Annotated in this window: 21 protein-coding genes; 15 read left to right on the plus strand and 6 right to left on the minus strand. The window is 61.1% G+C overall.

The genetic code is table 11. The features are described 5' to 3' along the window. On the minus strand, positions 1-1,681 hold a 1,681-nt coding region (locus tag ACTJKM_RS34830), incomplete at its 3' end, for a DUF5801 repeats-in-toxin domain-containing protein (protein ID WP_440661841.1). Between the two features lie 1,577 nt (positions 1,682-3,258). Here ACTJKM_RS34830 and ACTJKM_RS34835 point away from each other — a divergent pair. Then, positions 3,259-3,714: a hypothetical protein gene (locus tag ACTJKM_RS34835; protein ID WP_058329318.1), complete on the plus strand. Its 456-nt coding sequence runs from the start codon at positions 3,259-3,261 to the stop codon at positions 3,712-3,714. A 49-nt stretch (positions 3,715-3,763) separates the two neighbouring features. Here the strand turns inward: ACTJKM_RS34835 and ACTJKM_RS34840 are convergent, their stop codons facing one another. Beyond that, positions 3,764-4,405, minus strand: a complete 642-nt coding sequence (locus ACTJKM_RS34840) for a LuxR C-terminal-related transcriptional regulator (protein ID WP_058329317.1) — start codon at positions 4,403-4,405, stop codon at positions 3,764-3,766. A 5-nt stretch (positions 4,406-4,410) separates the two neighbouring features. Beyond that, positions 4,411-5,796, minus strand: coding sequence for a sensor histidine kinase (locus ACTJKM_RS34845; RefSeq protein ID WP_113515261.1), 1,386 nt, complete (start codon positions 5,794-5,796; stop codon positions 4,411-4,413). Positions 5,797-6,077: 281 nt separating this feature from the next. On the opposite strand from ACTJKM_RS34845, the gene ACTJKM_RS34850 reads away from it, so the two are divergent. The 5 genes from ACTJKM_RS34850 (at position 6,078) to ACTJKM_RS34870 (ending at position 11,409) form a co-directional block, all read left to right on the plus strand. Further along, on the plus strand, positions 6,078-6,800 hold the full coding sequence (locus ACTJKM_RS34850) for a hypothetical protein (RefSeq protein ID WP_058329315.1): 723 nt from the start codon (positions 6,078-6,080) through the stop codon (positions 6,798-6,800). A gap of 66 nt (positions 6,801-6,866) precedes the next feature. Next, on the plus strand, positions 6,867-7,631 hold the full coding sequence (locus tag ACTJKM_RS34855; RefSeq protein WP_113515259.1) for an EAL domain-containing protein: 765 nt from the start codon (positions 6,867-6,869) through the stop codon (positions 7,629-7,631). Positions 7,632-7,851: 220 nt separating this feature from the next. Beyond that, on the plus strand, positions 7,852-9,087 hold the full coding sequence (locus ACTJKM_RS34860; protein ID WP_113515257.1) for an HlyD family secretion protein: 1,236 nt from the start codon (positions 7,852-7,854) through the stop codon (positions 9,085-9,087). Next, on the plus strand, positions 9,069-11,069 hold the full coding sequence (locus ACTJKM_RS34865) for a glycosyltransferase (protein ID WP_113515255.1): 2,001 nt from the start codon (positions 9,069-9,071) through the stop codon (positions 11,067-11,069). The genes ACTJKM_RS34860 and ACTJKM_RS34865 overlap by 19 nt, the downstream gene beginning before the upstream one ends. Positions 11,070-11,208: 139 nt before the next feature. After that, complete coding sequence (locus ACTJKM_RS34870) at positions 11,209-11,409, plus strand: hypothetical protein (protein WP_440661842.1); 201 nt, start codon at positions 11,209-11,211, stop codon at positions 11,407-11,409. A gap of 138 nt (positions 11,410-11,547) precedes the next feature. On the opposite strand, the gene ACTJKM_RS34875 is transcribed toward ACTJKM_RS34870, so the two are convergent. Next, complete coding sequence (locus ACTJKM_RS34875; RefSeq protein ID WP_440661843.1) at positions 11,548-12,480, minus strand: LysR family transcriptional regulator; 933 nt, start codon at positions 12,478-12,480, stop codon at positions 11,548-11,550. Between the two features lie 90 nt (positions 12,481-12,570). On the opposite strand from ACTJKM_RS34875, the gene speB reads away from it, so the two are divergent. The 5 genes from speB to betA all read left to right on the plus strand — a co-directional run bounded on the left by speB (position 12,571) and on the right by betA (position 18,560). Next, positions 12,571-13,548: an agmatinase gene (gene speB / locus ACTJKM_RS34880; protein ID WP_058329309.1), complete on the plus strand. Its 978-nt coding sequence runs from the start codon at positions 12,571-12,573 to the stop codon at positions 13,546-13,548. Positions 13,549-13,604: 56 nt separating this feature from the next. Next, positions 13,605-15,113, plus strand: coding sequence for an aldehyde dehydrogenase family protein (locus ACTJKM_RS34885; RefSeq protein ID WP_440661844.1), 1,509 nt, complete (start codon positions 13,605-13,607; stop codon positions 15,111-15,113). 109 nt (positions 15,114-15,222) lie between these two features. Beyond that, positions 15,223-15,390 (plus strand): hypothetical protein, encoded by a 168-nt coding sequence (locus ACTJKM_RS34890; RefSeq protein WP_113515249.1) that lies wholly within the window; start codon positions 15,223-15,225, stop codon positions 15,388-15,390. Between the two features lies 1 nt (position 15,391). Continuing rightward, positions 15,392-16,855, plus strand: coding sequence for a purine-cytosine permease family protein (locus tag ACTJKM_RS34895; protein WP_058329307.1), 1,464 nt, complete (start codon positions 15,392-15,394; stop codon positions 16,853-16,855). A 16-nt stretch (positions 16,856-16,871) separates the two neighbouring features. Next, entirely contained in the window at positions 16,872-18,560 is a 1,689-nt protein-coding gene (gene betA, locus ACTJKM_RS34900; protein WP_113515247.1) for a choline dehydrogenase, read from the plus strand. 372 nt (positions 18,561-18,932) lie between these two features. Here the strand turns inward: betA and ACTJKM_RS34905 are convergent, their stop codons facing one another. Then, positions 18,933-19,790 (minus strand): LysR family transcriptional regulator, encoded by an 858-nt coding sequence (locus tag ACTJKM_RS34905; protein WP_113515245.1) that lies wholly within the window; start codon positions 19,788-19,790, stop codon positions 18,933-18,935. A 92-nt stretch (positions 19,791-19,882) separates the two neighbouring features. On the opposite strand from ACTJKM_RS34905, the gene ACTJKM_RS34910 reads away from it, so the two are divergent. The 4 genes from ACTJKM_RS34910 (at position 19,883) to ACTJKM_RS34925 (ending at position 22,600) form a co-directional block, all read left to right on the plus strand. Continuing rightward, a complete protein-coding gene (locus tag ACTJKM_RS34910; protein WP_440661845.1) occupies positions 19,883-20,668 on the plus strand; it encodes an SDR family oxidoreductase in 786 nt (261 codons plus the stop codon). 15 nt (positions 20,669-20,683) lie between these two features. Then, a complete protein-coding gene (locus tag ACTJKM_RS34915; RefSeq protein WP_440661846.1) occupies positions 20,684-21,391 on the plus strand; it encodes a ribonuclease activity regulator RraA in 708 nt (235 codons plus the stop codon). Then, positions 21,388-22,314 (plus strand): dihydrodipicolinate synthase family protein, encoded by a 927-nt coding sequence (locus ACTJKM_RS34920; protein WP_058329301.1) that lies wholly within the window; start codon positions 21,388-21,390, stop codon positions 22,312-22,314. The genes ACTJKM_RS34915 and ACTJKM_RS34920 overlap by 4 nt, the downstream gene beginning before the upstream one ends. Before the next feature lie 163 nt (positions 22,315-22,477). After that, complete coding sequence (locus ACTJKM_RS34925; RefSeq protein ID WP_256436675.1) at positions 22,478-22,600, plus strand: hypothetical protein; 123 nt, start codon at positions 22,478-22,480, stop codon at positions 22,598-22,600. 127 nt (positions 22,601-22,727) lie between these two features. Here the strand turns inward: ACTJKM_RS34925 and ACTJKM_RS34930 are convergent. Next, positions 22,728-23,100 (minus strand): aldehyde dehydrogenase family protein (locus ACTJKM_RS34930; RefSeq protein ID WP_440661847.1); only part of this gene is annotated, 373 nt, incomplete at its 5' end.

Genomic DNA, 23,100 nt, shown 5'->3' on the forward strand with positions numbered 1-23,100 from the left:
CCGAGTCCTCGTCCCCGTCGTTGTCGGTGATGGTTGCCGTCAGGGTGATGAGGTCGGCAGCAGCCAAGGTGATGCTGTCGTCATGGTTGCTGGCGTCCGGATGGACCACCGCGCGGGCCTGGTCGAGCGTGACGACGCCGGCGGCGCTGACGCTGACCGTGAACACAACAGCGCCGACGGCCGAGCCGGCACGACCGACCACGTTGTCACCTTCCTTGAAGAGCAGGACGGCGTCGCCGGTTGCGGTGTCGACGAGGCCACTGTCGTTGTTGGCCTGATTGATGCCGAGCGCATAGCTGATGGCGTCACCATCCTCACCGGCATCCGAGGTGAAGGAGGTCGAGAAGTCGGCGCTGTCGTCGTCCGTCAAATCGGTCTCGTCGACCGTCAGTTCCGGCGGAGTGCCGGCTGCCGTGATGCTCGGCCCATCGTCATCGAAGTTGATGAACGAGCCGACCTCTTCGGTGTGGGCGTTGGAGGATTGCGACGTGAAATGGAATTCGGTGATGTCGCAGCCTTCAGTCGCGTCGACCCCCGTAACCGTCAGCCGATCCATTTGGGTGGCGGTGGTGAAATCGACGGTCGTGACGTTATCCAGCCCAGTGATGGTGACGGCGTTCCCAGTGCCGGTGAGCCCCGAGATGGTCACGTTACCGCTTCCCGTGGCATAAGTGCCATCGGCGGTGATGGTGGTGGCAAACCCGGACGTGCCCGTCAACTTGATGCTGGTGATGTCGACGGGGTTGGTCGTGGTGCCGTTGAAGAAGTCCGATCCTTGCTCGTTGCCCGTATTGTCGAAGGCCCTGATGGTGATGTCCACCCGCCTAGTCTCGGCCGAAGGTGTGATCTGATTGATCGTGAACCCAGCCTGCGTGACGTTATCGAGATGGCTGCCGTACTGGATTTGGGAGCCAGAGCCCGCAGGGAGATTGCCGCCGGTGACAAAATCGCATTGCAGCGTTTCGGTCGGATTGATGCTTTGGTTACCGATGCCGAATCCCTGTGTACTCACGTTGGCGGTGGCATTTGCTGCGCTCAGGAAACCTGTCACGAGAAGCTGCTTGGAAGCGTCAGTGGAGGAATTGATCACGTAGAAATCATGATTGCCGGACGCGGCGTTCTGCCCCAAGAAACTGAGCACGGAAGTCCCCGTGACCGAGGCGAACACATGATCAGTCAGATCGATGCGGTCGTCCGGGTCGGTCTCATCCGGATGGAGCAGCGGCACGTACTGAACCAGGTAAAGGTCCGCTTTAGTGGCGCTCGTGGGGTCCAGCCCAAACGCGAAGGCGAGCGGCCCGTTTTCATCGGGTTCTGCAAGCGGGTCGGAGGTTCCGATGACGCCGATCACCACGTTGGGATTCGTGGAGTCCTGGAACAGCCAGACATAGTTGCCATCGACCGTTTGGATGCCGCTGTTCACGCCGACGGTTTTGGAAAAGGGTGTGCCCGAGGCATCCTTCGCGAGAACGATCCCGGAGATGGTTTCCCCTGCGCTCGCCGAGGCCTGCACGAAGTCGGCTTGGTGGGCGACCTCCGGTGAGGTCAGCCCGCCCGGATCGTCAAGACCCAGGAGATACAACAGCGTGGGGTTGGTGTTGCCGGACGGGTTAATATCGTCGTCCGTAAGACCGATGCTCTCGTCGATGATGATGTCTTGAGTCTGGATGTCCAGTGCCATCGAGGTTATCCTCCACGAAAATGAATTGGCCAAAGAAAAGGGATAGGGGCCCTCAAGCGTCAGGGCCTCTATCCACTTCGGAAAAAAAGATTTGTTCTGGGAAATTCCCCCCCTATGCGTGTTCTCATCACGCCTTGTCAGGTGTTCTACAATGAGGCACCTGGCTTAGACTGGGACGCTACGCCTCTTGCATGGGCCCCTCAAGTCATCCTTAAGGACTATCTAATATATCGGAGGTTGTGCCGCTTCGCGAAGCCGGATCAGCGTAAGGGCATCGATAGCGTTGCGGCTGAACGGCCGAGCCGTCTGGCATAAATGTCCCGGCGAAAAAGCAGAGATGACATGCGGCAGGTTCGGATTTTTAATTAATATTAATGAACCTGCGAGCAGTTTGGTGCTGTGTTCCAGAGTCACCCGGAAAGGCGTCACAAGCGACTCTGGAACCACTTTTGCGGCCGTGGCGGTGGATGACGCCATGGTTGTAGTTAGGATATTCTGGGATTGAATTGCGTCACAAGCAGAGTAGGACCTTTGCCGGCGCAAATAGGACTTAGGTCTTAGGTGGGACGGGACCTCACCAGCGAGGCCGACAAGCAATCTAATCCTCAACCGGGCGTCCGCCCATCTTGGTATACGACAACAGGCCTTTTGGTCGACTGTTGCAACTCCACTGTTTTGATTGAGACGTTGGTTCTTGCGCAGGACGCTGCCTTTGAAATCGTTCATGAGGAATAGATTGGAAGGTGTGCGGCTGCCACGCTCGTAAACCGCTGCCCGACATTTTGTTGTGCAGGCACCCGGTTATATCTTCGGCTGATCAGGGCTAGTCCCTTTAGGGAAGTTGTCTTTGGGCGGGGCATCAGTCACCCTTGTCTCATTGCGATTGCCACCTTCGGCAGTCCCCGCTGCAGAGGCCGATCGCATGCACCGACTGAGCCTCTTCCTTAGCGGGGTAGAGGCTCTCTTTTTATCGCAATGACCGCCTGAGCCTCAACGGAGGGGGACCTGCCCGATAGGCTTTTGTCCTCTGGGATTCCCACCAGGCGAGAGTTTTCCAGGCGAGAGTTTTGCCGTTTCAGAACGATCCCGGACATCTATCTCACGCAGCGATGAGAGGTTTCGAAAGTACTTCTGCCGACCCTCCGGATGGGTCGGGCAGCGGCAGCAGCGCCGTCGGGCGGGGACGATAGGACCGCCCTTTGGCGCCACTCAACCTTCGATGAATATCTAGCCCCGCCCTAACAGCATGCCCTTCAAATGGGGTCAACCAGGAGCCTTCACGGATCGGCGATCCTGACATTTGGCCCTTTCACTTACCTCATCGGCTCCTCCGGGAGCCGTCTTTTTAAGCGCGTCTGCCTGGCTGGTCCGCCGGATCGCACCAGCGGACCCCCGCCCGGTCTTCCGACCATAGTCTGGCTTGGATGGGACGAAGGTCCAGCCGGGGTAAGGGAAAGGTCCTGTGCAGGCAGGATCTTTGCTGGAGCGAGTTGACTGTGCGTCTCGGTCAAGGGCAAAGTCGGTTCGTTACCCGCCGCGCTAAGTGCGCTTGCGCACGAAATGACCTTGGAGACATTATGATCACGCGTCGGATGATCCTGACAGCATTCTTGCCGGCAGTCTGCACCCTCGCCATCTCCTTACCCTACAGCCTCGAAACGTCGAGCGCTGGACTTACGATCGTCAAGACGGTCGCCTTCGCCAACAGTGGCAATGGTAATGGAGGCGGGGGCGGAAATGGCGGGAACGGTGGCGGCAACGGTGGCGGAAATGGTGGAGGAAGCGGTGGCGGGAACGGAGGTGGGAGTTCAAGTGGCAGTGACCGCTCCAACTCCAACAGCGAGCGTTCCAAGAACTCCAATCGTGGGAACGCAAAGGCCAATGGGCAGGATGTCGGCGTTCGCCACGAAGGCGGCATTACCGAAGAGATCGCGAATGGCCGCTACATCATGAAGGATGCCCGCGGACGCACTATCATCAACCGCCGCGCGACGGCAAACGATAGAAAACGGATAGATTCATTCTTGCATTAAGTGAGGGCAGGCGCACCGAGCCGGTTGCGCCATCCTTGTTCGACGTGGATCAGACTTCGCGCGCATCGCGCAGCACCATGGCCGCTTCAGTGCGGTTGCTGACGCCCAGCTTTGTCATGATCTGGGTCATATGATGCTTTACGGTCTTTTCCTGCAGGTCCAGTTGGATTGCGATATGCTTGTTGCTCATACCGGCTGCCACCAATTCCAGAACTTCCCTTTCACGAGGCGTTAGACCGGCGATCAGGCCGGACCTGCCGCTTACCGAAGGTGTCCGGCTGGACAGAAGCTTGGCCGACAAGGTCGGCGCCACATAGCGCTCTCCCGAAGCCACGGTGCGAATGACCTCGGCAAGCGCTCTTGCACCGACGCCCTTCAGCACATAGCCGGTGGCACCTCGATCCAGCGCAGTTGTCACGTCGTCGCCGTCTTCGGAAACGGTGAGCATGATAATCTTCTGTGATGGGGCGATTTTCAGGATCGCCGGTATGGCCTCCAGGCCACCACCGGGCATGGAGATATCCATGAGCATGATATCTGGTCCAAGGCTCTCCGCGATCTGGGTGGCATCGTCCTTCGAGCTACCCTCGGCGACAATTTCAAAGCCCTCGATCTCCGACAGGCTCCGCGTCACACCTTCCCGAAACAAGGGGTGATCGTCCACGATAGCAACGCGAATGGGAAACGCCATAATTGTCATATCTCCTTGACGCTGGTCGTCATGCGAACGGTTGTACCGGTCGGAGCCACAACGAGCTCGAACGTTCCTCCGAGACTTTCGATCCGTTCTCGTAAGCCGGCAAGACCAAGACTTGTGGGCAGAACTGTGTCCGGGTCAAAACCGGGTCCACTATCGGCAACCTCGATCGTTACACGGTCGCCATCCGTCCGCTGCGTTACCCGCTGTCCGACACCGCCGGCGTGGTGAAAGCCATTGTTGAGGGTCTCTTGCACGAACCGGTAGATGCATATCTTCGCCGCCTGCGAGAGGCGTTCGGGGGGCTTCGTCAAGTGCAATTCGACGGGCGCCCCTGTCCGCTGCTGATGCGCCTTCACGCACCGCTGCAAGATTTCGGCCAGACCTGCCGTTTCTATCTGCGGCAGGACCAGGCCGCCGCAGAGCGTGCGGATCTCCTGCATCGCTTCGTCCAAACTCGCCTTTATCGCACCAATTTCGCGGTCGCGCGTGGCGGCCGGCGTTTTGCTGTGCTTCAAGGCTTCACTGTCCAACCTGAGCGAGGCATAGGCGACGAGTTGGGCAGGGCCATCGTGCAGGTCCGCTCCGATGCGTCTCAGATAACTTTCGTTCAACGCGGTGGCACGTTGTGAGGCGCGCTGAAGACGACCCCGCAATTTTTCGTTCTGCGCGAGCGATTCCGAGAGCTCCTCGACCCGTTGCTTGAGCGCATGGCGCTGGCTCTCAATCGTCTTGCTGCCGCGAAGCACGATTGCCGACAGCACGACAAAGAAGGCAAGCGTGAAGGCCGCGACCGCCAGCCAAGTGTGCATACGCGCCTGATTGAGACTTTGCTGAAACTCATTGGCGACTTCGTGGAATTCCGACACGGCAACCACCTGCCCGGACCAGGGCTGCAGTACGGGATTGTAGATCACAAGCGCCGGCACGTCCGAACCCTTATCAGTCGCTAATTCCCCTTCCTGATCGAAGCGCGCGGCCATGTTGCCGGAAAATGCGGTTTGCAATTCACCGCTGAGCTCAACCTTCGTGCCGACAGCGGCCCGATCGCTCGAATAGAGGAGCGTGCCGTCCGCGCGCCAGAGGCGGAAAGAGAGAAGCCGCTCACCCAGTGCGCCCTGGCCGAGGGTCTCATCCAACGCGCGTGCCACGGTCCCGTCGAGGACTTCGTTTTTCTGCATGTCGGGCAGCAGCGGCGCAATCACACTATCCACATAGAGTGCAGTCGTCGCGGCCGAGTTCCGGGTGACCGCATCTTCGATCCGGTTCGAAACAAAGGCTCCGATCAACACCATGGCGCATGCCGAGACTGCTCCGCCGATAAGCAGAAACTGCCTGGCGAGCGATTGAGAATTCCAGCGGGTGATGAGTTGATTGAAGCGCACCAGGTCTCTCGGATCGGGCCGCCGGCTCGTGCGGCGCAACCATTGTAGCAAGCCCAGCTCAACCTAACCACTCTCGAAACGCGGTCAATGGCAGGCCGATCGACGCGAGCTTGATCGGACCTTTGATGCCTTTGGGCCCGGACCTAAGTCCCAAGCGCGGAGGCAATGGTCTGGGGCCGATGGCGCCGTGTCCGGGGCGCAGATATCGTCCGTGCATCAATGATCGTTCGCTTGAGTCCGCGAAAGGACAGTGAACAGCAAGTTGGAATAAGGAGATTCTCATGGCCATGACGAGACTGATCGCGCGAAGCATCATGACACTAACACTGGCAATCGCGCCGGTTGCTGGCGGTAACTTGGGGCTGAGCGGTTTCGCCTATGCCAAGGGCGGCAATGGCGGCGGAAACGGTAGTGACCATGGTGGCGGCCACGGCAGCGATCGTGGTGGCAGTTCCGGCCACGGCAAGTCCGACAACGCGCGTGGAAGCAAGGAGACGAAAGGAAACAAGTCCGGCGAGAAATCGCATAAGAAGACCCACACATCAAGCGGCAAGGAAAAAGCGTCCAAGCCGGCGAAGGCCGACAAAGTCGTCAAATCAGCGCCGGTGGAGTTGGATCCGGTTGTTGAACCGGTAACGCCGGGGAACGCGCCGGGTTTCCGTTCGCTCAACCGGAACTATCACGCTTACCTCAATTCGAACGATCCGAAGATGGCCGGGGTTCGGGCCTATGCGATCGCCTATGCCGAGTTTGAGGCTGAAAACGGTGAGGATGCCATCCCCACGGATCCGGCGCTGAGTGACGAAGCGCTGCGCGAAGCCCTTGCGAGCTTCACCAAGGACGGTGTGGTGACCGACGACATGGTCGATGAAGCCAAGGAGATACTCGGCGTTGGCCCTGCGGTCGGCAAGATCGATGAAATCCGCGAGACGCTGCCGCCATCGACCGTGGATGAGACGGATCCGGACGTAGAAACGGATCCGGAAGTAGAAAGCGCCCAGTAAAACAAAAGACAGGCGGCCGGCTCCGGCGATGTTGTCGGGCCGGTTGCCAAACCAGGCGGAATTCGAATGTTTGATCGTGTCGCGGAAGTCTTCGACCAGGCAGTGAAACAGGGACGTGTCGGTTTTTCGCTTCAACACATAAATTTTGTCGCCGACGTCGGCCGCGTCCTTTACTCGGAATGCCTGGGAAGGCTCATCAAACCCGATGGCGAGATCATGGCAGCCAGCGAGTTCATCAGCTATCTGGAGGCGGCAGGCCGTGTTGCCGCGCTTGACAGGCATATGCTCGCCCTCGCTTTTGACTGGCTCGCGTGCCAGCCATCCGGCGTCCTAGGGTGCAACATTTCAGTCGAAAGTATTTCCGACGAACGCAACAGAGCGCTTCTCTTCGATCTGTTGTCGGCAAATACGAGGTTTGCATCGCGGCTTGTGCTCGAGTTGACGGAAAGTCTTCCCGTATCGGGACTTCCGATAGCCGGCCGGTTTCTGCACAGTGTGCAGGCCCTTGGTTACAGAATTGCCGTCGACGACTTTGGCACAGGGTTCTCGACACCCGAGGCGCTTTTGTCGCTGCCCGTCGACATCGTGAAGATCGACGGATTCTTTTTGCGCCTGGGTCGTGACGACGCGGAGCGCTTTCTCTCGCACATGGTCGGTCTCGCATCCTGTGTCGCCCCGGTCGTGGTCATTGAAGGCGTCGAAACCTATGCGCAGTTTGAAGCCGCGCAGGCCGCGGGAGCAACACATGTTCAAGGGTTTCTGCTCTCCGAACCTACGCTCACTCCGCTCTTTGGCGGAGAAGTGCATCACTCAAATATGATGCTTTGCTGACAGAAAGAGGGGCCCGTGGACGACCCGCGCCTCTGTCTGAAAATCGGCCGCACACACAGCGGTAGTCCGTCCGAATCTTTCGAAAATGGGACAATCTTCAGCTGCAAAACATACAATTTTGAGGGTTGTTCATCTCGTCATCTCACCGGAAGTTAACCCGGCGGTGGGAGCATGTCGCTAGCCCCGTCGTCGTTGTCAACGATAGTGAGTGGGATTGGGCATGCAGCTCCTGAACCATCGCGTCACACGCATTGTCGTTGGGATCCTGCTTCTGGCACTTGCCATTGTCGTGCTCTTGCCGGGGCTCACGGGCTTTACCAGCCTTGATGGCACGGTCAACGCTCGCTTTGCAGTGATCAACGCGCCGATCGATGGCGAGATTGAGCAGGCACCACCCCGGATCGGCACCTCGGTAGCCGCAAACGAGACGCTTCTGACGATCCGCAATGATCGGGTCAATCGGGCGATCCTTGCTTCGCTGCAGGCGGAAGGAAAGACCGCGGATGATCGCGTTGCGGCGCTCGAGCGGGAACGGGACGAACTTGTCGCGTTGCGCACCCAACTCGCCGATCGGCTTGAGAATTTCAAGAACGCCACCATTGCAAGTCTGGAACGCGAGCTTCGCATCCTGCAGAAACGGGTCGAGGTATCGCGTGCCCAGGACTTCGTCGCCAAGGTAGACCTCGACCGACGGCAGGAGTTGGAGTCGAAAGGGATTTTTACACGCAAAATGGTGGAGTCGGCCGCAGCCGCGGGCGCTGCCACGGGCGGAGAGGTCGAGATCAGCAATCTGTCGCTCGAGCTGCTCGAACAACGACTGACGGCGCTTCGTCAGGGGATATTCATCGTGGGCGATGGTCAAAACGATGTACCCTATTCCCGCCAGCGCCAGGACGAGGTGATCGTTCGCATAAACGATATCAACACCCGCATTGTCGAAAACAGCACGCGCGCCGACCAGATAGATTATCAACTGGTCGAGGAAGAGAAGCGTGTTCGCAGTCTCGAATCGGCGGCGATCTCTTCGCCATTCAGCGGCGTAGTGTGGACCCGGAACGTCGTCAACGGTTCCAATGTCATCTTGAACAACGAGCTTATGCGTATCCTCGATTGCCGCGAGCTTTTCGTCGATATCCTCGTTCCCGAAGTCGATTACGATGAGATCTATCCGGGTCGCGAAGCGGAGGTTCGGCTTCTCGGTCGGAGCGACGTCTTCAAGGGGAAGGTGCAGGCAGTCAAAGGCTCTTCTGCCGTTGTCGAGAAGGACAATCTAGCTGCCAAGGAGCCGGAGGCCGAGGAGCAGGATGCCAGGATACGCGTTCAACTCATACCCTCAGCACTCAACACCGATTTCGGCAATTTTTGCCAGGTGGGGCGGACCGCCCAGGTACGCATCTCCAGGCACAATCTGCAACTGACGCAGTGGATCAAAAGCTTGTGGTTCAACCTCTTTTAGCGCTCGCGCCCACATTGCTGGTTATTGCCTTTTTCCTGCTTGGGCCATCCAATTGGTCGCGGCATCAAACCTGGGCGCGCACCATCACCTGCACCGTCGTGGGCGCTGTCGCATTGCGCTATATGGTCTGGCGTCTTTTCGAGACCGTTCTTCCCTATCCAGCCGATGGCGCGAACGCATGGTGGGTTTGGGTTGTCTTCATTATCGAGCTCCTTGCCTTCACCGAGGTCGTTCTTTTCCTCATCTTGATGAGCCGATACGTTGACCGGAGTTCCGAAGCGGACCGCTTGGGAAAGACGTTCTTCGCTCGCGAACAACAGGATCTGCCTACGGTCGACGTTTTTATTCCGACCTACAATGAACCGCTCGATGTCTTGGAGCGGACGATCGTCGGGGCGTTGGCACTCGACTATCCGAAAGACAAGTTCACGGTCTATGTCCTCGATGACGGCCGGCGTGATTGGCTGAAGACCTTCTGCACAGAGCGAGGTGCAGTCCACTTGACGCGAACGGACAATGCGCACGCGAAAGCCGGCAACATGAACAACGGGCTCCGCGCGAGTTCGGGCGACTTCATTGCCATTTTCGATGCCGACTTCGTTCCATATCGCCATTTTCTCAAGCGTACCTTGCCGTTCTTCTCGGACGAGCAGATCGGGATCGTCCAGACGCCGCAGCATTTCTTCAATGTCGATCCGGTCCAGTCAAACCTGGGTCTGGAGAACATCTGGCCGGACGAACAGCGCCTCTTTTTCGACGAGATCGCTCCGAGCCGCGACGTCTGGGACGTCAGCTTCTGCTGTGGGTCGTGCTCGATCGCCCGCCGCAAGGCAGTCGATGCGATCGGCGGCTTCCCGACGGAATCGATCACCGAAGATTTGTTGACGACACTGTCGATGCTGAATAAAGGCTACAAGACCCGCTACTTGAACGAGCGCCTGTCGATGGGGTTGGCAGCCGAGAACCTGACGGGCTATTTCGTCCAGCGAGAGCGCTGGTGCCAGGGCGGCATCCAGACGCTCTATCTCCACAACGGCCCCTTGCGCGGACCGGGCTTGTCGTTGTTCCAGCGGATCATGTTTCTTCCCATGTCCTGGCTCGTGCAGTACGTCGTGCGCCTGATCGTCCTGCTGGTGCCGATCGCCTATCTCTGGTTCGGCGCCTTGCCGCTGCACTTCACCGGCGTTGCCGACTATGTCTCTAACCAGCTTCCCGTTCTGGCGGCCTATTTCCTGTTGATGCTGTGGATCACCCCGACGCGCTACCTCCCGGTGGTTTCCAGCGCCGTCGGGACGTTCGCAACCTTTCGCATGCTGCCGACGGTCGTTTCCAGCCTCGTACGGCCCTTCGGCAAGCCGTTCAAGGTGACCCCGAAAGGCACCGGTAACGAGGCCAACGCCTTCGATGCCTACACGTTCTCTTGGATCGCGGGCTTCATCACTGCCACAGCACTGGGGCTCCTGATCAACATCGTTCCGGAAACGGCACGGGTACACGGCTCGTTCTCGGCGATCGGGGCTCTCTGGTCGGGCATCAACATCGTCGTCCTTGTCATCGCTTCTCTCATCTGCTTTGAGAAACCGTGTCGCCTTTTTCAGGCTTTTAGGCTCGATGAGCCCGCCAATGTCGACGGCACGCCGGGGCGCGTGGTCAGCCTCTCACTCGACAAGGCGGTGGTCGCCGTTCCGACTGAAGTGCGTTTCCAGTCCACACAGCTGACGCTCAGACTTGATGGCTTCGAGCCGCTACACGCAGATCTCAGGCAAGTGACGCAGCGGCGCGGCGACATCTCGCGCGCCGGAGACAAGAGGCGCTTCTACCTTCACCTTCACTACGAACTCAGCGGCAAAGAGCGCGACCAGATGATCGTCAAGCTCTATACCGGACGCTACTCCCGAGACGTCCCCGACATCGACAAGATCGCTGTTTCGATGAACCTGCTACTGCGCGCCTTCGGACGCACGCGCACCGTCTCCCAATAGCAAACGGTCCTCGAGGATCGCATTTCCCCGTTCAAGACATCACGATGCGCGTGCCACCTCGCGGCTGCCTGCGCGCTCGCTTTTGCAGCCATCGGTGCGCGCGTCGCGCTCGCCGATAGGCGCGCTCCGGGTGCCGGTCGTGCATCCCTTCTCCACCGGACGCCTTGCGCGCTTGGAAGTGGCGCACCGCTTCCTTGCGCGGGTTCTTCAGCGCGGGGACGTCTGGTTCGCGCCGATGGAGGAGATTGCAGCGCATGTGCGCACGGTCGTCGACAAGGGACGGTGGTCGCCGCGGATCGACCGGCTGCCCTACTACGCCGAGCCCGTTCGGGTTCGGTAGGGCAGGGAGCGGAAAATGCTGCGCGGCATCGGCTACGTGGTTGCAGATCGGGGCGATAAGGACGTGAGCAGTGACATTTCCTGGAATTGTCCCAGGACTGAGCCGTCTGGCCCTGGTTTCCGGGGCCAGCGGAAAGCATCAGTGCGGCTTTCGTACGCTCTCGGTGATCGCCTCTGCCAGGGTTTCGGCCGCGCGTGAAGGCTTGTTGCGGGGATAGGCGAGATGGAACATATCCTCGAAGGTCATGCGCTCGGGGGCAAGTATCCTGAGACGGCCGGTGCGCACCCATTCGTCTGCATAGTGATCGGGCAGGAAGCCGATATAAGCGCCGGAAAGCAGAAGCAGCAGTGTGCCCTCCATATGCGGCGTTGCGGCGGCCCACGTGAAGTTCACGCCGCAGATCGTCTCGTTGAGCATATAGGTGCGGCCGGCAAAGGACTGGGATGCCAGCACCGCGTCGGTGAGCTCTTCGTCGGGGCGGGCAAAGAGCTGGTGGCGCTCGGCGCAATAGAGCTTCTGAACTTCGGAAAACACCGGCTGGCTACGGACATGCGACGTGACGCTGCCGACCGATGGCATGAGCACGACCTGATAGGAGCCGTTCAGTAGCCCCTGGTGCAGCACCTGCGGTGCTGCGACATCGATTTCCAGATGCACGCGCGGCGCTTTCGCATGGAAGCTGGCGAGTGCGCCCTGAAGGTCGAGTTCGCGATTGGTGATCATCGCATCGACGGTGCCGAAGCTGAGATTGCCGGAAAGCTCACCCTGCGCCTCGCCGATGCGGCTCTGGAATTTCTCCAGCGAGCCGAAGAGTTCGAGCGCCGCGTCATAGACGAGCCGTCCTTCCTCCGTTAGCTGGAAGCCGCTGCGGCCGCGGGTGCACAGGCGCAAGGCCAGCCGCTGTTCCAGATTGCGCATATGGGTGGAGATTGTCGCCTGCGTCATGCCGAGCGCTGACTGCGCGGCAGAAAAGCCGCCGTGCTGCACGACTGAAGCAAAGACGCGCAGCAGCCGGAGCTCGGCATCGCCGAGCGATAGGTTGAGAACGCGGTGGCGAACCTTGTTGATCATGCATTGATTAAGCCACAACTAAACATCCAATCATAGATATTTTTAAACGTATCGACCTTCCGCAATCTCCTTCACCTGTGGAGGAGACACATGACCAGCAATTCCTATGAAACCGGACGATTGAACCTGCCGTTTGTCGGCATCTGCACCTTCGGCAAATATCCCTATCAGCCGGACTGGGACGCGATCGACGCCGACGTGGCGATCCTCGGCGCGCCGTTCGACTGCGGCACCCAGTGGCGTGCCGGCACCCGCTTCGGGCCGCGCTCGATCCGCGAAGCCTCGACCCTGTTCTCCTTCGGCCATGGCGGCGCCTACGATCATGAGGACGACGTCACCTATCTTCCGAGCGGCGCGGTCTCGATCGTCGACATCGGCGACGCCGACATCGTCCACACCGACACGATGAAGAGCCACGCGAACATCGAATTCGGCGTGCGCAAGATTTTGGCCGCCAGCGCACTGCCGGTGGTGCTCGGGGGCGATCATTCCATCAACATCCCCTGCGTCAATGCCTTTGCCGAGGATTGCGAGAAGAACGGTCCGATCCACATCGTGCAGATCGACGCCCATCTCGATTTCGTCGACGAGCGCCATGGCGTGCGCTACGGCCACGGCAACCCGATGCGCCGCGCGGCGGAAAAGCCCTATGTCAGCGGCCTGTCGCAGCTCGGCATCCGCAACGTCTCCTCCACCGCCAAGGAAGGTTATGAGGATGCCCGCAAGATGGGCTCCGATATTCTCTCCGTGCGCCAGATCCGGGCGTTGGGCACGCAGGGCGTGGTGGACCGGGTGCCGGCCGGCGCGCGCTATTATGTCACCATCGACATCGACGGCTTCGATCCGTCGATCGCGCCGGGTACCGGCACGCCGTCGCATGGCGGCTTCATCTATTACGAGGTGCTGGAGATCCTGGCGGCGCTCGCCAAGCGCGGGAACATCGTCGGCATCGATCTGGTCGAGGTCGCCCCCGACTACGACCACACCGGAGGCACATCCATTCTGGCCGCGCAGGTTCTCATGAACCTCATCGGCCGCGTCATGCATGCAAGAGCCGAAAAACGCTGAGCAAAGACCCCGGGAAGGGCCGGCACGCCAGCGGCGGCCGACGAGGAGGAAGAGACATGGACGAATGCGTCCGCAATTATATGGATCAATACGGCGTCAGCGATGCGACGCGGCGGTTTCTGGCCAAGCCCCAGAAGATGTTCATCGGCGGCGCCTGGGTCGACAGCGGCAATGGCGCGACCTTCGACATTTTCGAGCCCTCCACCGGCGGCCTGATCACCCGCGCGCCCTCGGGCACTACGGACGATCTCGACCGGGCCGTCCGCGCTGCCCGCGCCCAGTTCGATGGCGGCGCATGGCGTCTCCTCAAGCCGCTCGAACGCGAACGGCTGCTGCACCGCCTCGCCGACCTCATCGAGACCCATGCCGACGAGTTGGCGGAAATCGAAGCCATCGACATGGGCAAGTCGGTGACCTTTGCCCGCGAGATCGATATCCAGGGCACGGTTGATACGTTCCGCTATTTCGCCGGCTGGCCGACAAAGCTGCACGGCCGCACCGTCGAACCTTCCATTCCCGGCAATTATCTCGCCTATACCCGCAAGGAACCGCTCGGCGTCGTCGCCGCCATCGTGCCGTGGAACTTTCCGCTGCAGACCATGGCGTGGAAGCTCGCGGCTGCCCTTGCTGTCGGGTGCACCGTCATCGTCAAGCCGGCGGAACTCACCTCGCTTTCCACCCTGCGCTTTGCCGAACTGGTGCAGGAGGCCGGCATTCCCGATGGCGTGGTCAATATCGTCACGGGCAAGGGCAGCGTCATCGGCGCGGCCATGTCGACCCATCCGGGCATCGACAAGGTCACCTTTACCGGCTCGACGCCGGTCGGGCAGGAGGTCGGCCGCACGGCGGTCGGTAATCTGAAGCACGTCACGCTGGAACTCGGCGGCAAATCACCGGTGCTGGTGCTCGACGATGCCGATCTGGCAAGTGCTGCCCGTGCGGTGGCAAACGGCGTGTTCTTCAATTCCGGCCAAGTCTGCGATGCCGGCACCCGCGTCTATGTCCAGCGGTCGGTGCATGACGCCTTCCTCGAAGAGCTGGTTGCTGTCACCCGTACGCTGAAGCTTGCGCCGGGCCTCGACCGCGATTGCTACATCGGCCCCATGGTCTCGGCGCAGCAGAAGAAGGTGGTTTCCAGCTATATCGAGGCCGGCCGCCGCGAGGGCGCGGAGCTGATCCATGGCGGCGGCAGCCCCGACCGACCGGGCCATTTTATCGAACCGGCGATCTTTGCCTATTGCAAGCCGGAGATGAGCATCGTTCGCGACGAGATTTTTGGGCCGGTACTGGTCACCAGCCCCTTCGACACGCTGGAGGACGCGGTTTCGCTGGCGAACGACACGCCGTTCGGCCTTGCCGCCGCGATCTACTCGAACGATCTCGCGCGCGTGCACACGCTCATCCCGCGCCTGCATGCGGGCTCCGTCTACGTCAATGCCCACAGCACGATCGATCCCTCCATGCCCTTCGGTGGCTTCAAGGCCTCGGGCTTCGGCAAGGACCTGGGGCCGGAGCAACTCGACTACCTCATGGAGACCAAGGCCGTGTGGATCACGTTGCCGTAAACCTTGCGGCCGCCGCCCATGGGCGGCCGCTTCGCACCACCGGCGGCTGATGGAGCCGCCTTTCATCGCAGAAAGACGCCGAAGGCGCGACGCGATAGGGGAACCAAAAATGGAAAACGATATCGCCTGGCAGAACGAACTGGGACGCCGCGCCCGCATCTATGAAGACATCGAGGCGGGTCACCGCTTCGAAAGCACGATGACCGCCCTCGATTATGCCGGCATGACCGTGCTGACGCTCGTGCTGGTCCTCGGCTCCTGGTTCTGGGGGGCATGAGATGACCGAACACGTCGCCAATGGCGGGCTTGCCGCCGCTGAAATCCAACGGGAGGAAGCTTCTGTCAACCGTGCCGCCGCCGAACGCGGCGATGCACCGCTTCTGCCCTCGGAACGGCTCTGGGGCTTCTGGGAATTCACCTACGCCAATTCGGCACTTGCCATCGCCACCTGGGCCTTCCTGATCGGCGGCTCCGTCGGTCTTTTCGTCGGACCGAAGGAGGGCATTGCCGCCATCATCATCGGCAATATCGTCGGTGTCATGCTGACGGCACTCGCCACCACGCCGCTTTCCGGCCGCTACGGCATCGAGCAGTTCGTCGCGCTGCGCAGCCAGTTCGGTTATAACGGCAGCCGCGTCGTCTATGTGCTGGCCGTCGTGGTGCTCACCATGGGCTGGCTTGCGGTGCTGGCCATGATGTTCGGCCGCTCGATCGACGGGTTGACGGCGCTGAGCTCCGGCGAGGCCGCCAACCCGACCGGCATCAAGATGATCGTCGCCGCCGTCGGCGCCATCCTCGTTACCTGGTTCATCGTCGCCAAGGGGCCGACCTCGATCAAGTTCTTCAACATGGTCGTCTCGCCCGCGCTGGTGATCCTGATGATCGTGATGCTCTACCTCATCCTCCAGCACCGCTCCTTCTCCGAGCTGCTGGCGATGCCGGCGCTTTCCCCGCCGTTTGAGGATAATACGCTCAACTTCATTATCGCTATCGAAGTGAACCTTGCCGCCGGCTTCTCCTGGTGGCCCTATATCGGAAATCTCGCCCGCCTCACCAAGAACGAACGCACCGCCTTTTGGCCGAACATCCTCGGCATTTTTGGCGCCGCCGCACTCGGCGAAATTGTCGGCCTGCTCGCAGCCGTCGCACTCGGCGACAGCGACCCGACGATCTGGATGACCAAGATCGCCGGGCCCGTCATCGGCATCATCGCACTGCTCTTCGTCGCCTTCGCCAACATGACCTCGATGGCCAACATCCTTTACACCTCCATCGTCGGTCTGCGGCAGGTGGGCACGGCCTCGGTGCGGGCCATCTCCTGGGGGGCGATCCTCTTCCTGTTCTGCGTCATCCCGCTCGGCCTCGTGGTCTTCTATCCGCAGATGTATGACGGCTTCTTCATCTTCCTCGTCTGGACCTCGGCGCTCAATTCCGCGCTCGCCGGCATCGGCATTGCCGACTACTTCTTCCTGCGCCGCCAGAAGCTCGACATGCGCAGCCTACACGGTCCGCAGGAAAACGGTCCCTACCGTTTCTGGGGCGGCTTCAATCCCATCGGCCTCTTTGCACTTGCCGTCGGTTTCGCGGTCTACGTGCTCGTCTTCAATCCGCAGACGCTCGCAAGCCTGCCGGCCTTCAAGTACCTCACCGCCTCCGTGCCTTCCTGCCTTGCAGCCGGCGCGGTCCACTATGTCCTGACCCGGCTTTTCGCCCGCGGGCGTGGCTGGGGCCTCTATCCGTAATATCGGGATGACCGCCATGAGCGATACCTACGACTACATCATCATCGGCGCCGGATCGGCCGGCTGCGTGCTCGCCAACCGGCTTTCGGAAGACCCGGCCGTAAAAGTCCTGGTCCTCGAATACGGCGGCAGCGACAAGTCGATCTTCATCCAGATGCCGACGGCGCTGTCCATCCCGATGAACGGCACGAAGTACAACTGGAAATACATGACCCTGCCGGAGCCCGGCCTCGACGGCCGCCGGGTCCACTGCCCGCGTGGAAAGGTCATCGGCGGTTCCTCCTCGATCAACGGGCTTGTCTACATGCGCGGCCATGCCCGCGACTTCGACGAGTGGGAGGAGCTTGGGGCGCGCGGCTGGCGCTATGCCAATTGCCTGCCCTATTTCCAACGCGCCGAAAGCTGGCAGGACGGGGGCGACGCCTATCGCGGCGCCGCTGGCCCGCTTGCTACCAATGCCGGCAACAGGATGCAGAACCCGCTCTACCGGGCCTTCGTCGATGCCGGCCACGAGGCGGGCTATATCACGACGGAAGACCCGAACGGCCATATGCAGGAGGGCTTTGGGCCGATGCACATGACCGTCAAGGACGGCGTGCGCTGGTCGACGGCCAATGCCTATCTCAAACCGGCGATGAGCCGGCCGAACCTCAGGGTCGTCACCCATGCCATGACGCGGCGCGTGCTGCTCGAGGGAAAACGCGCCGTCGGCGTCGAATACGAACAGGGCGGCGGGGAACGCATTGTGGTGAAGGCCAGCCGCGAAGTGCTGATTTCGTCCGGCCCGATCGGCTCGCCGCACCTCCTGCAACGCTCCGGCATCGGCCCGGCTGCGGTGCTGCAAAAGGCGGGCGTCGAGGTGCTGCACGATCTGCCGGGCGTCGGCGAGAATCTGCAGGACCACTCCGAGGTCTACATCCAGTATGCCTGCAAGGAGCCGATCACACTCAACGGCAAGATGGGGCTTTTGAGCAAAGCCCTGATCGGTGCGGAATGGCTGCTCTTCAAGAAGGGGCTTTCGGTCTCCAACCATTTCGAGAGCGGAGGCTTCATTCGTTCCGACGCCTCCCTCCAGTGGCCGGATATCCAGTTCCACTTTCTGCCGGCCGCCATGCGCTATGACGGCAAGAAGCCGCTCGACGGTCACGGTTTCATGGTGTTGACGGGGCCGAACAAGCCGAAGAGCCGCGGTTATGTGCGGCTGCGCTCGCCGGAGGCGCACGAGCAGCCGGATATCCTCTTCAACTATCTCGACCGCGAGGAGGACCGCGAAGGCTTTCGGCGCTGCCTGCGGCTCACCCGCGAAATCGTCGCCCAACCCGCCTTCGACCGCTTCCGCGGCGAGGAGATCGCGCCCGGCAAGGATGTGCGCAGCAACGACGAGATCGACGCCTGGGTGCGTGAGACCATGGAAAGCACCTACCACCCCTGCGGCTCCTGCCGCATGGGCGAGGACGAGATGGCCGTCGTCGACAGCGAACTCCGGGTGCGCGGCATCGGCGGCCTCCGGGTCATCGACAGCTCCGTCTTCCCGGCGGAGCCGAACGCCAACCTCAACGCGCCGACGATCATGCTCGCCGAGCGTGGCTCAGACATGGTGCGCGGCAAACCGCTGCTTGCTGCCTCCAATGCACAGGTCGGCACGGCTCCCGGCGTCGGCGTCACCCAGCGCAGCGGCAAGCCGCTGCGTGCCTTCCGGCACTGAGGCGGCCGCGATGTTGCGGGGGATCGGCTATGTGGTTGCCCGGCGGGATCTGGACGGTCCCGAGGAGCCGCGCGGTTGGTCGCTCTTCATAGAGGCGCTTTTTCGCGGGCTCCTGGCCCGTTTTGCCGGCTGGTCGCTTGGGGCACGACGGCAGCAGCCTCAAGGCCGGGAAAGCGCCTCGGCGAAGCGGCCGGGATAGGACCGCATGCACTCTGCGGGCACGAGCGAGGTCAGCGTGCGAAGGCATGACGAAGGCGAAAGCGGCCGTCGATTGTTGGTGTACACACGCCCATCGCCGGGTCAGCTTCGAGCCATGGTGGTGCGCGTAAAGACCAGAACGAGGACGGCCCGTGCGGCGAAGTCCGGTCCGCTCTATAACCGAATGGCATCGAGAATGGCCTGTATCAGTCGGGCTGATGGCACGTTGCGAGGTCTGAGCAGGCCGATCTCGCGGCACGGTGCATTGCGTAGCGATAGCCGCGCGACGCGCAGATTGTCGAAGAGGGACGAACGCCAGTCGGGCATAAGCGATACACCCAGCCCGGCTTCAACCATCACCGAAATGGCTTCGAGCGAGTCGAGTTCCAGCCACTCGCGAGGAAGAATCCGCTGGGATTGAAGATAGGTGTCTGCCAGCCGGCCACCCCAATTGCTTCTGTCGTATCGGATGAACGGTTGCTCGCGAAGCAAGCGGTCGGCGGGGATGTTCGCAAGATCGGGCGGCGCCAGAAGGACGAACGGCTCTGCTCGGATCAGCTCCCAGTGCAAAGTCTTGGGTAAGGGGAAGGGTGGTTTGACGAGGATTGCCGCGTCGATATTTTCCTCCAGCACGCTGTTATAGAGTTCTGCCGACGTGCCCGGCAGCAGGAAGATGTCAACGCCCGGCGTCGTGTCGAACACCCTTCGCAACGCATGCGGAAGCAGGCCCGTCAGTGCCGTCGAAATGGCACCAAGCCTCAGTTCTCCGAATGCCTGGTCGTCGTGTGCCAGTCCTTTCAACTGTCTGACTTCCGATAGAACGCGTCGGCTCTTTTCCAGGATCGCGACGCCCGCTTCGGTTGGCTTCACCCGCCGACCTGATCGCGCGAGAAGGGGCAGGCCGATCTCGTCTTCCAACGCCTGGATACGTTGCGCGACCGCGGCCGGCGTCACACCCAGGCGGCGCGACGCCTCAGCCAGAGAGCCGTGTTGAACGACAGCCAGGAAGGTTTCGAGAAAGCGGGTTTCCATCGATACTTTTACTATCGACTGAAGGAATAAAAAGGAAGGTTTTTCTCTTGTTTGTGCGTTGCCATAGTGACCCGGAAACAAAGGAGGAAGAGGTGGATCTACATTTGAAGGGCAAGACGGCGCTTGTCTTCGGCGCCGGCGGTGGACTTGGCGGCGCAATCGCAAGGTCGCTTGCGGCCGAAGGCGTTTCCGTCGCCGTCGCCGACATACACGAAGAAAGCGCCAAGGCGACCGCGGATGCAATCAAGGCCGAGGGTGGCAAGGCCATTCCGCTCACCTGGGATATTGGCGACCTGTCCCTGGCTGGTCAGGAGCTCGACGCCATAAACAACGCGTTTGGCCCGGTCGACATCCTGGTCAACAACACTGGCGGCCCGCCGCCGACGCCGGCTGCGGGCCAGTCGCCCGACGATTGGTCGAAGTACTTCGACCTCATGGTTCGCTCAGTGATCGCGGTCACCGACGCGGTGCTGCCGGGCATGCGCGAGCGTAAATGGGGGCGCATCATCACCTCCACGTCTTCCGGCGTCGTCGCACCGATTGCAAATCTCGGGATATCGAACAGCCTGCGCCTGGCGCTTGTGGGCTGGTCAAAAACGTTGGCGCGCGAGGTCGGGCGCGATGGCATCACCGCAAACATCGTGCTGCCAGGACGCATCGCCACCGGGCGGATCGTGTTTCTGGACGAGCAGAAGGCGAAGCGTGAGAACAGGCCGGTGGCCGAAGTCACCGCCGAAAGTACCCGGTCCATTCCGGTCGGGCGCTACGGCGACCCGAAAGAATACGGCGACACCGTCACCTTCCTTGCCAGCCCCCGCGCTTCCTACATCACCGGCTCCGTCATCCGTGTCGATGGCGGTCTGATCAACAGCATCTGATCGAGCGGGATCCTCATGTCACTTGAACCTCAAGTCGTCGAAACCCTGAAGGACGTGTCCACCGCAACGCTCACGACGGTTCTCCTGAAAAAGGGACTTCGCAATGTCTGGATGCGCGGCACCAAGCCGCTGAAACCCGGCCAAGGGCGGGCTGTCGGGAGAGCATTTACGCTGCGCTTCATCCCTGCGCGGGAGGACCTCGCCACGCCTGCGAGCTGGGCATCGCCGATCTCCACCCGGGCGGCGATCGAGGCGATGCCGGAGGGCTGTGTCGCGGTTGTCGACGCGATGGGCATCGGCGATGCCGGCATCTTCGGTGACATCCTGTGTGCCCGGATGGCGAAACGCAACGTTGCCGGCCTCGTCACAGACGGCGTGATGCGCGACTCTGAGGGTGTGTTGGCGAGCGGCATGAAGGTGTGGTGCAATGGCATCGCAGCGCCGCCGTCGGTCGCAGGGCTGACCTTTGTCGGATGGCAGCAGCCGATCAATTGCGGCGGCGTTGCCGTGCTTCCGGACGACATTGTCGTGGTCGATGACGACGGTGCAGTCATCATCCCGGCAGCGCTTCTCGACGAGGTGCTCACTGAGGCGCCCGAACAGGAGCGCATGGAGGCCTGGATCATGAGTGAAGTCGATCGGGGCGTGCCGCTTCCCGGTCTTTACCCAATGAATGCAGAAACGAAGGCCCGGTATGAGGCCTGGAAGGACAGCCAGAAATGACGTTCGGCACGCAATCCAAGGGCGTCTACGCCATCGCAACCACGCCGTTCTTCGAGGACGGCTCGATCGATTTCAAATCGATCGACAAGCTCACGGGCTTTTATGAGGAGAGCGGCTGCACCGGCGTCACGATCCTCGGGATCATGGGCGAGGCCCCGAAGCTCGAACCGGAGGAGAGCCGGGCCATCGTCAAGCGCGTGGTCTCTCGGTCCAAAATTCCGGTGATCGTCGGCGTCTCCGCTCCAGGTTTTGCCAGCATGCGCTCGTTGGCGCGTGACTCGATGGAGATGGGTGCCGCTGGCGTGATGATCGCTCCGCCTCCCGCCCTGCGCACCGATGACCAGATCGTCAACTATTTCGCAGGCGCGGTGGAAGCTGTCGGCGAGGATGTGCCGTGGGTTCTCCAGGACTATCCGCTGACCCTTACGGTCGTCATGACGCCCGGCGTCATCGCGAAGATCATGACCAACCACACGTCCTGCCTGATGCTGAAACACGAGGACTGGCCAGGCCTTGAAAAGATATCGAAGCTGCGCGCCCTGCAGAAGGCGGGAGAGCTTCGCGATTTTTCCGTGCTCTGCGGCAATGGCGGCATGTTCCTCGACTTCGAGCCGGAACGAGGCGCCGACGGCGCCATGACCGGCTATGGCTTCCCGGACATGCTCACCGAGCTGATGGGTCTGTTTGCGGCCGGAAAGAGGGATGAGGCGCACGACCTCTTCGATGCGCACCTGCCTTTGATCCGCTACGAGCAACAGCTTGGCATCGGCCTTGCCGTTCGCAAGCACGTTCTGAAACGCCGCGGCGTCATCACCTCCGACGCCCAACGCAAGCCGGCCCAGATGCTGACACCGACAGCGCGAGCAGAAGTGGACTATCTGCTTGCCCGTGTCGGGAAACGTGACAAGCGCGCTGCCCTTTAAGTCAACGCCCTATCCCTGGGCCTGTTCGCTGCTAGCCGCGCCGGCGCTATAAAGTCATCCATCGTGTCTGCGACCACCATCGCGGGTCTGTCCTGAGACTCGCGAGGGTGGTACTTTGGCTTTGGCTATTGTCGAACTCACCGGTTGAAGAACGAGGTTGACGATGCAGGGCCAGGAAACCTTTCTTGATAGGATTTTGCGTATCGGCGTGATCGTCGCGGTCGCGCTCCTGCTTGCGGCGATCCAGTATGTGGTGTCGTCGCGCTCCCTCTATGCCGTCCTCTGAGAGCGGATCTGATCCCCAGAGTTGATGACCCGTGTGTTTGCGGTTGCTGCGTCTGTTCGAATCATTCGAATTGCCCCGACGTTCAACACGTAAATCGCCAGTCGAACGGCGGGGCTCATGCTCACATCTACGCCGACGTGTAGGCCGTCTTGACGGTGGTGTAGAACTCGGCGGCGTAGCGGCCCTGCTCGCGCGAACCATGGGACGAGCCCTTGCGGCCGCCAAAGGGCACGTGGAAATCGACGCCGGCGGTCGGCAGGTTGACCATGACCATGCCGGCCTCGGCATTGCGCTTGAAATGGGTCGCATGTTTCAGGCTGGTGGTGGCGATCCCGGAGGACAGGCCGAAGGGGGTGTCGTTGGCCACCGCGAGCGCCTCGTCGTAGTCCCGGACGCGGATGACGGACGCCACCGGCCCGAAGATCTCTTCCCGCGAAATGCGCATCTGATTGGTCGCCTCGGTGAACAGCGCTGGCTGCAGGTAGAAGCCGGGCGTGTCG

The organism is Ensifer sp. 22460 (genome assembly GCF_052044935.1).
Lineage (GTDB): Bacteria > Pseudomonadota > Alphaproteobacteria > Rhizobiales > Rhizobiaceae > Ensifer.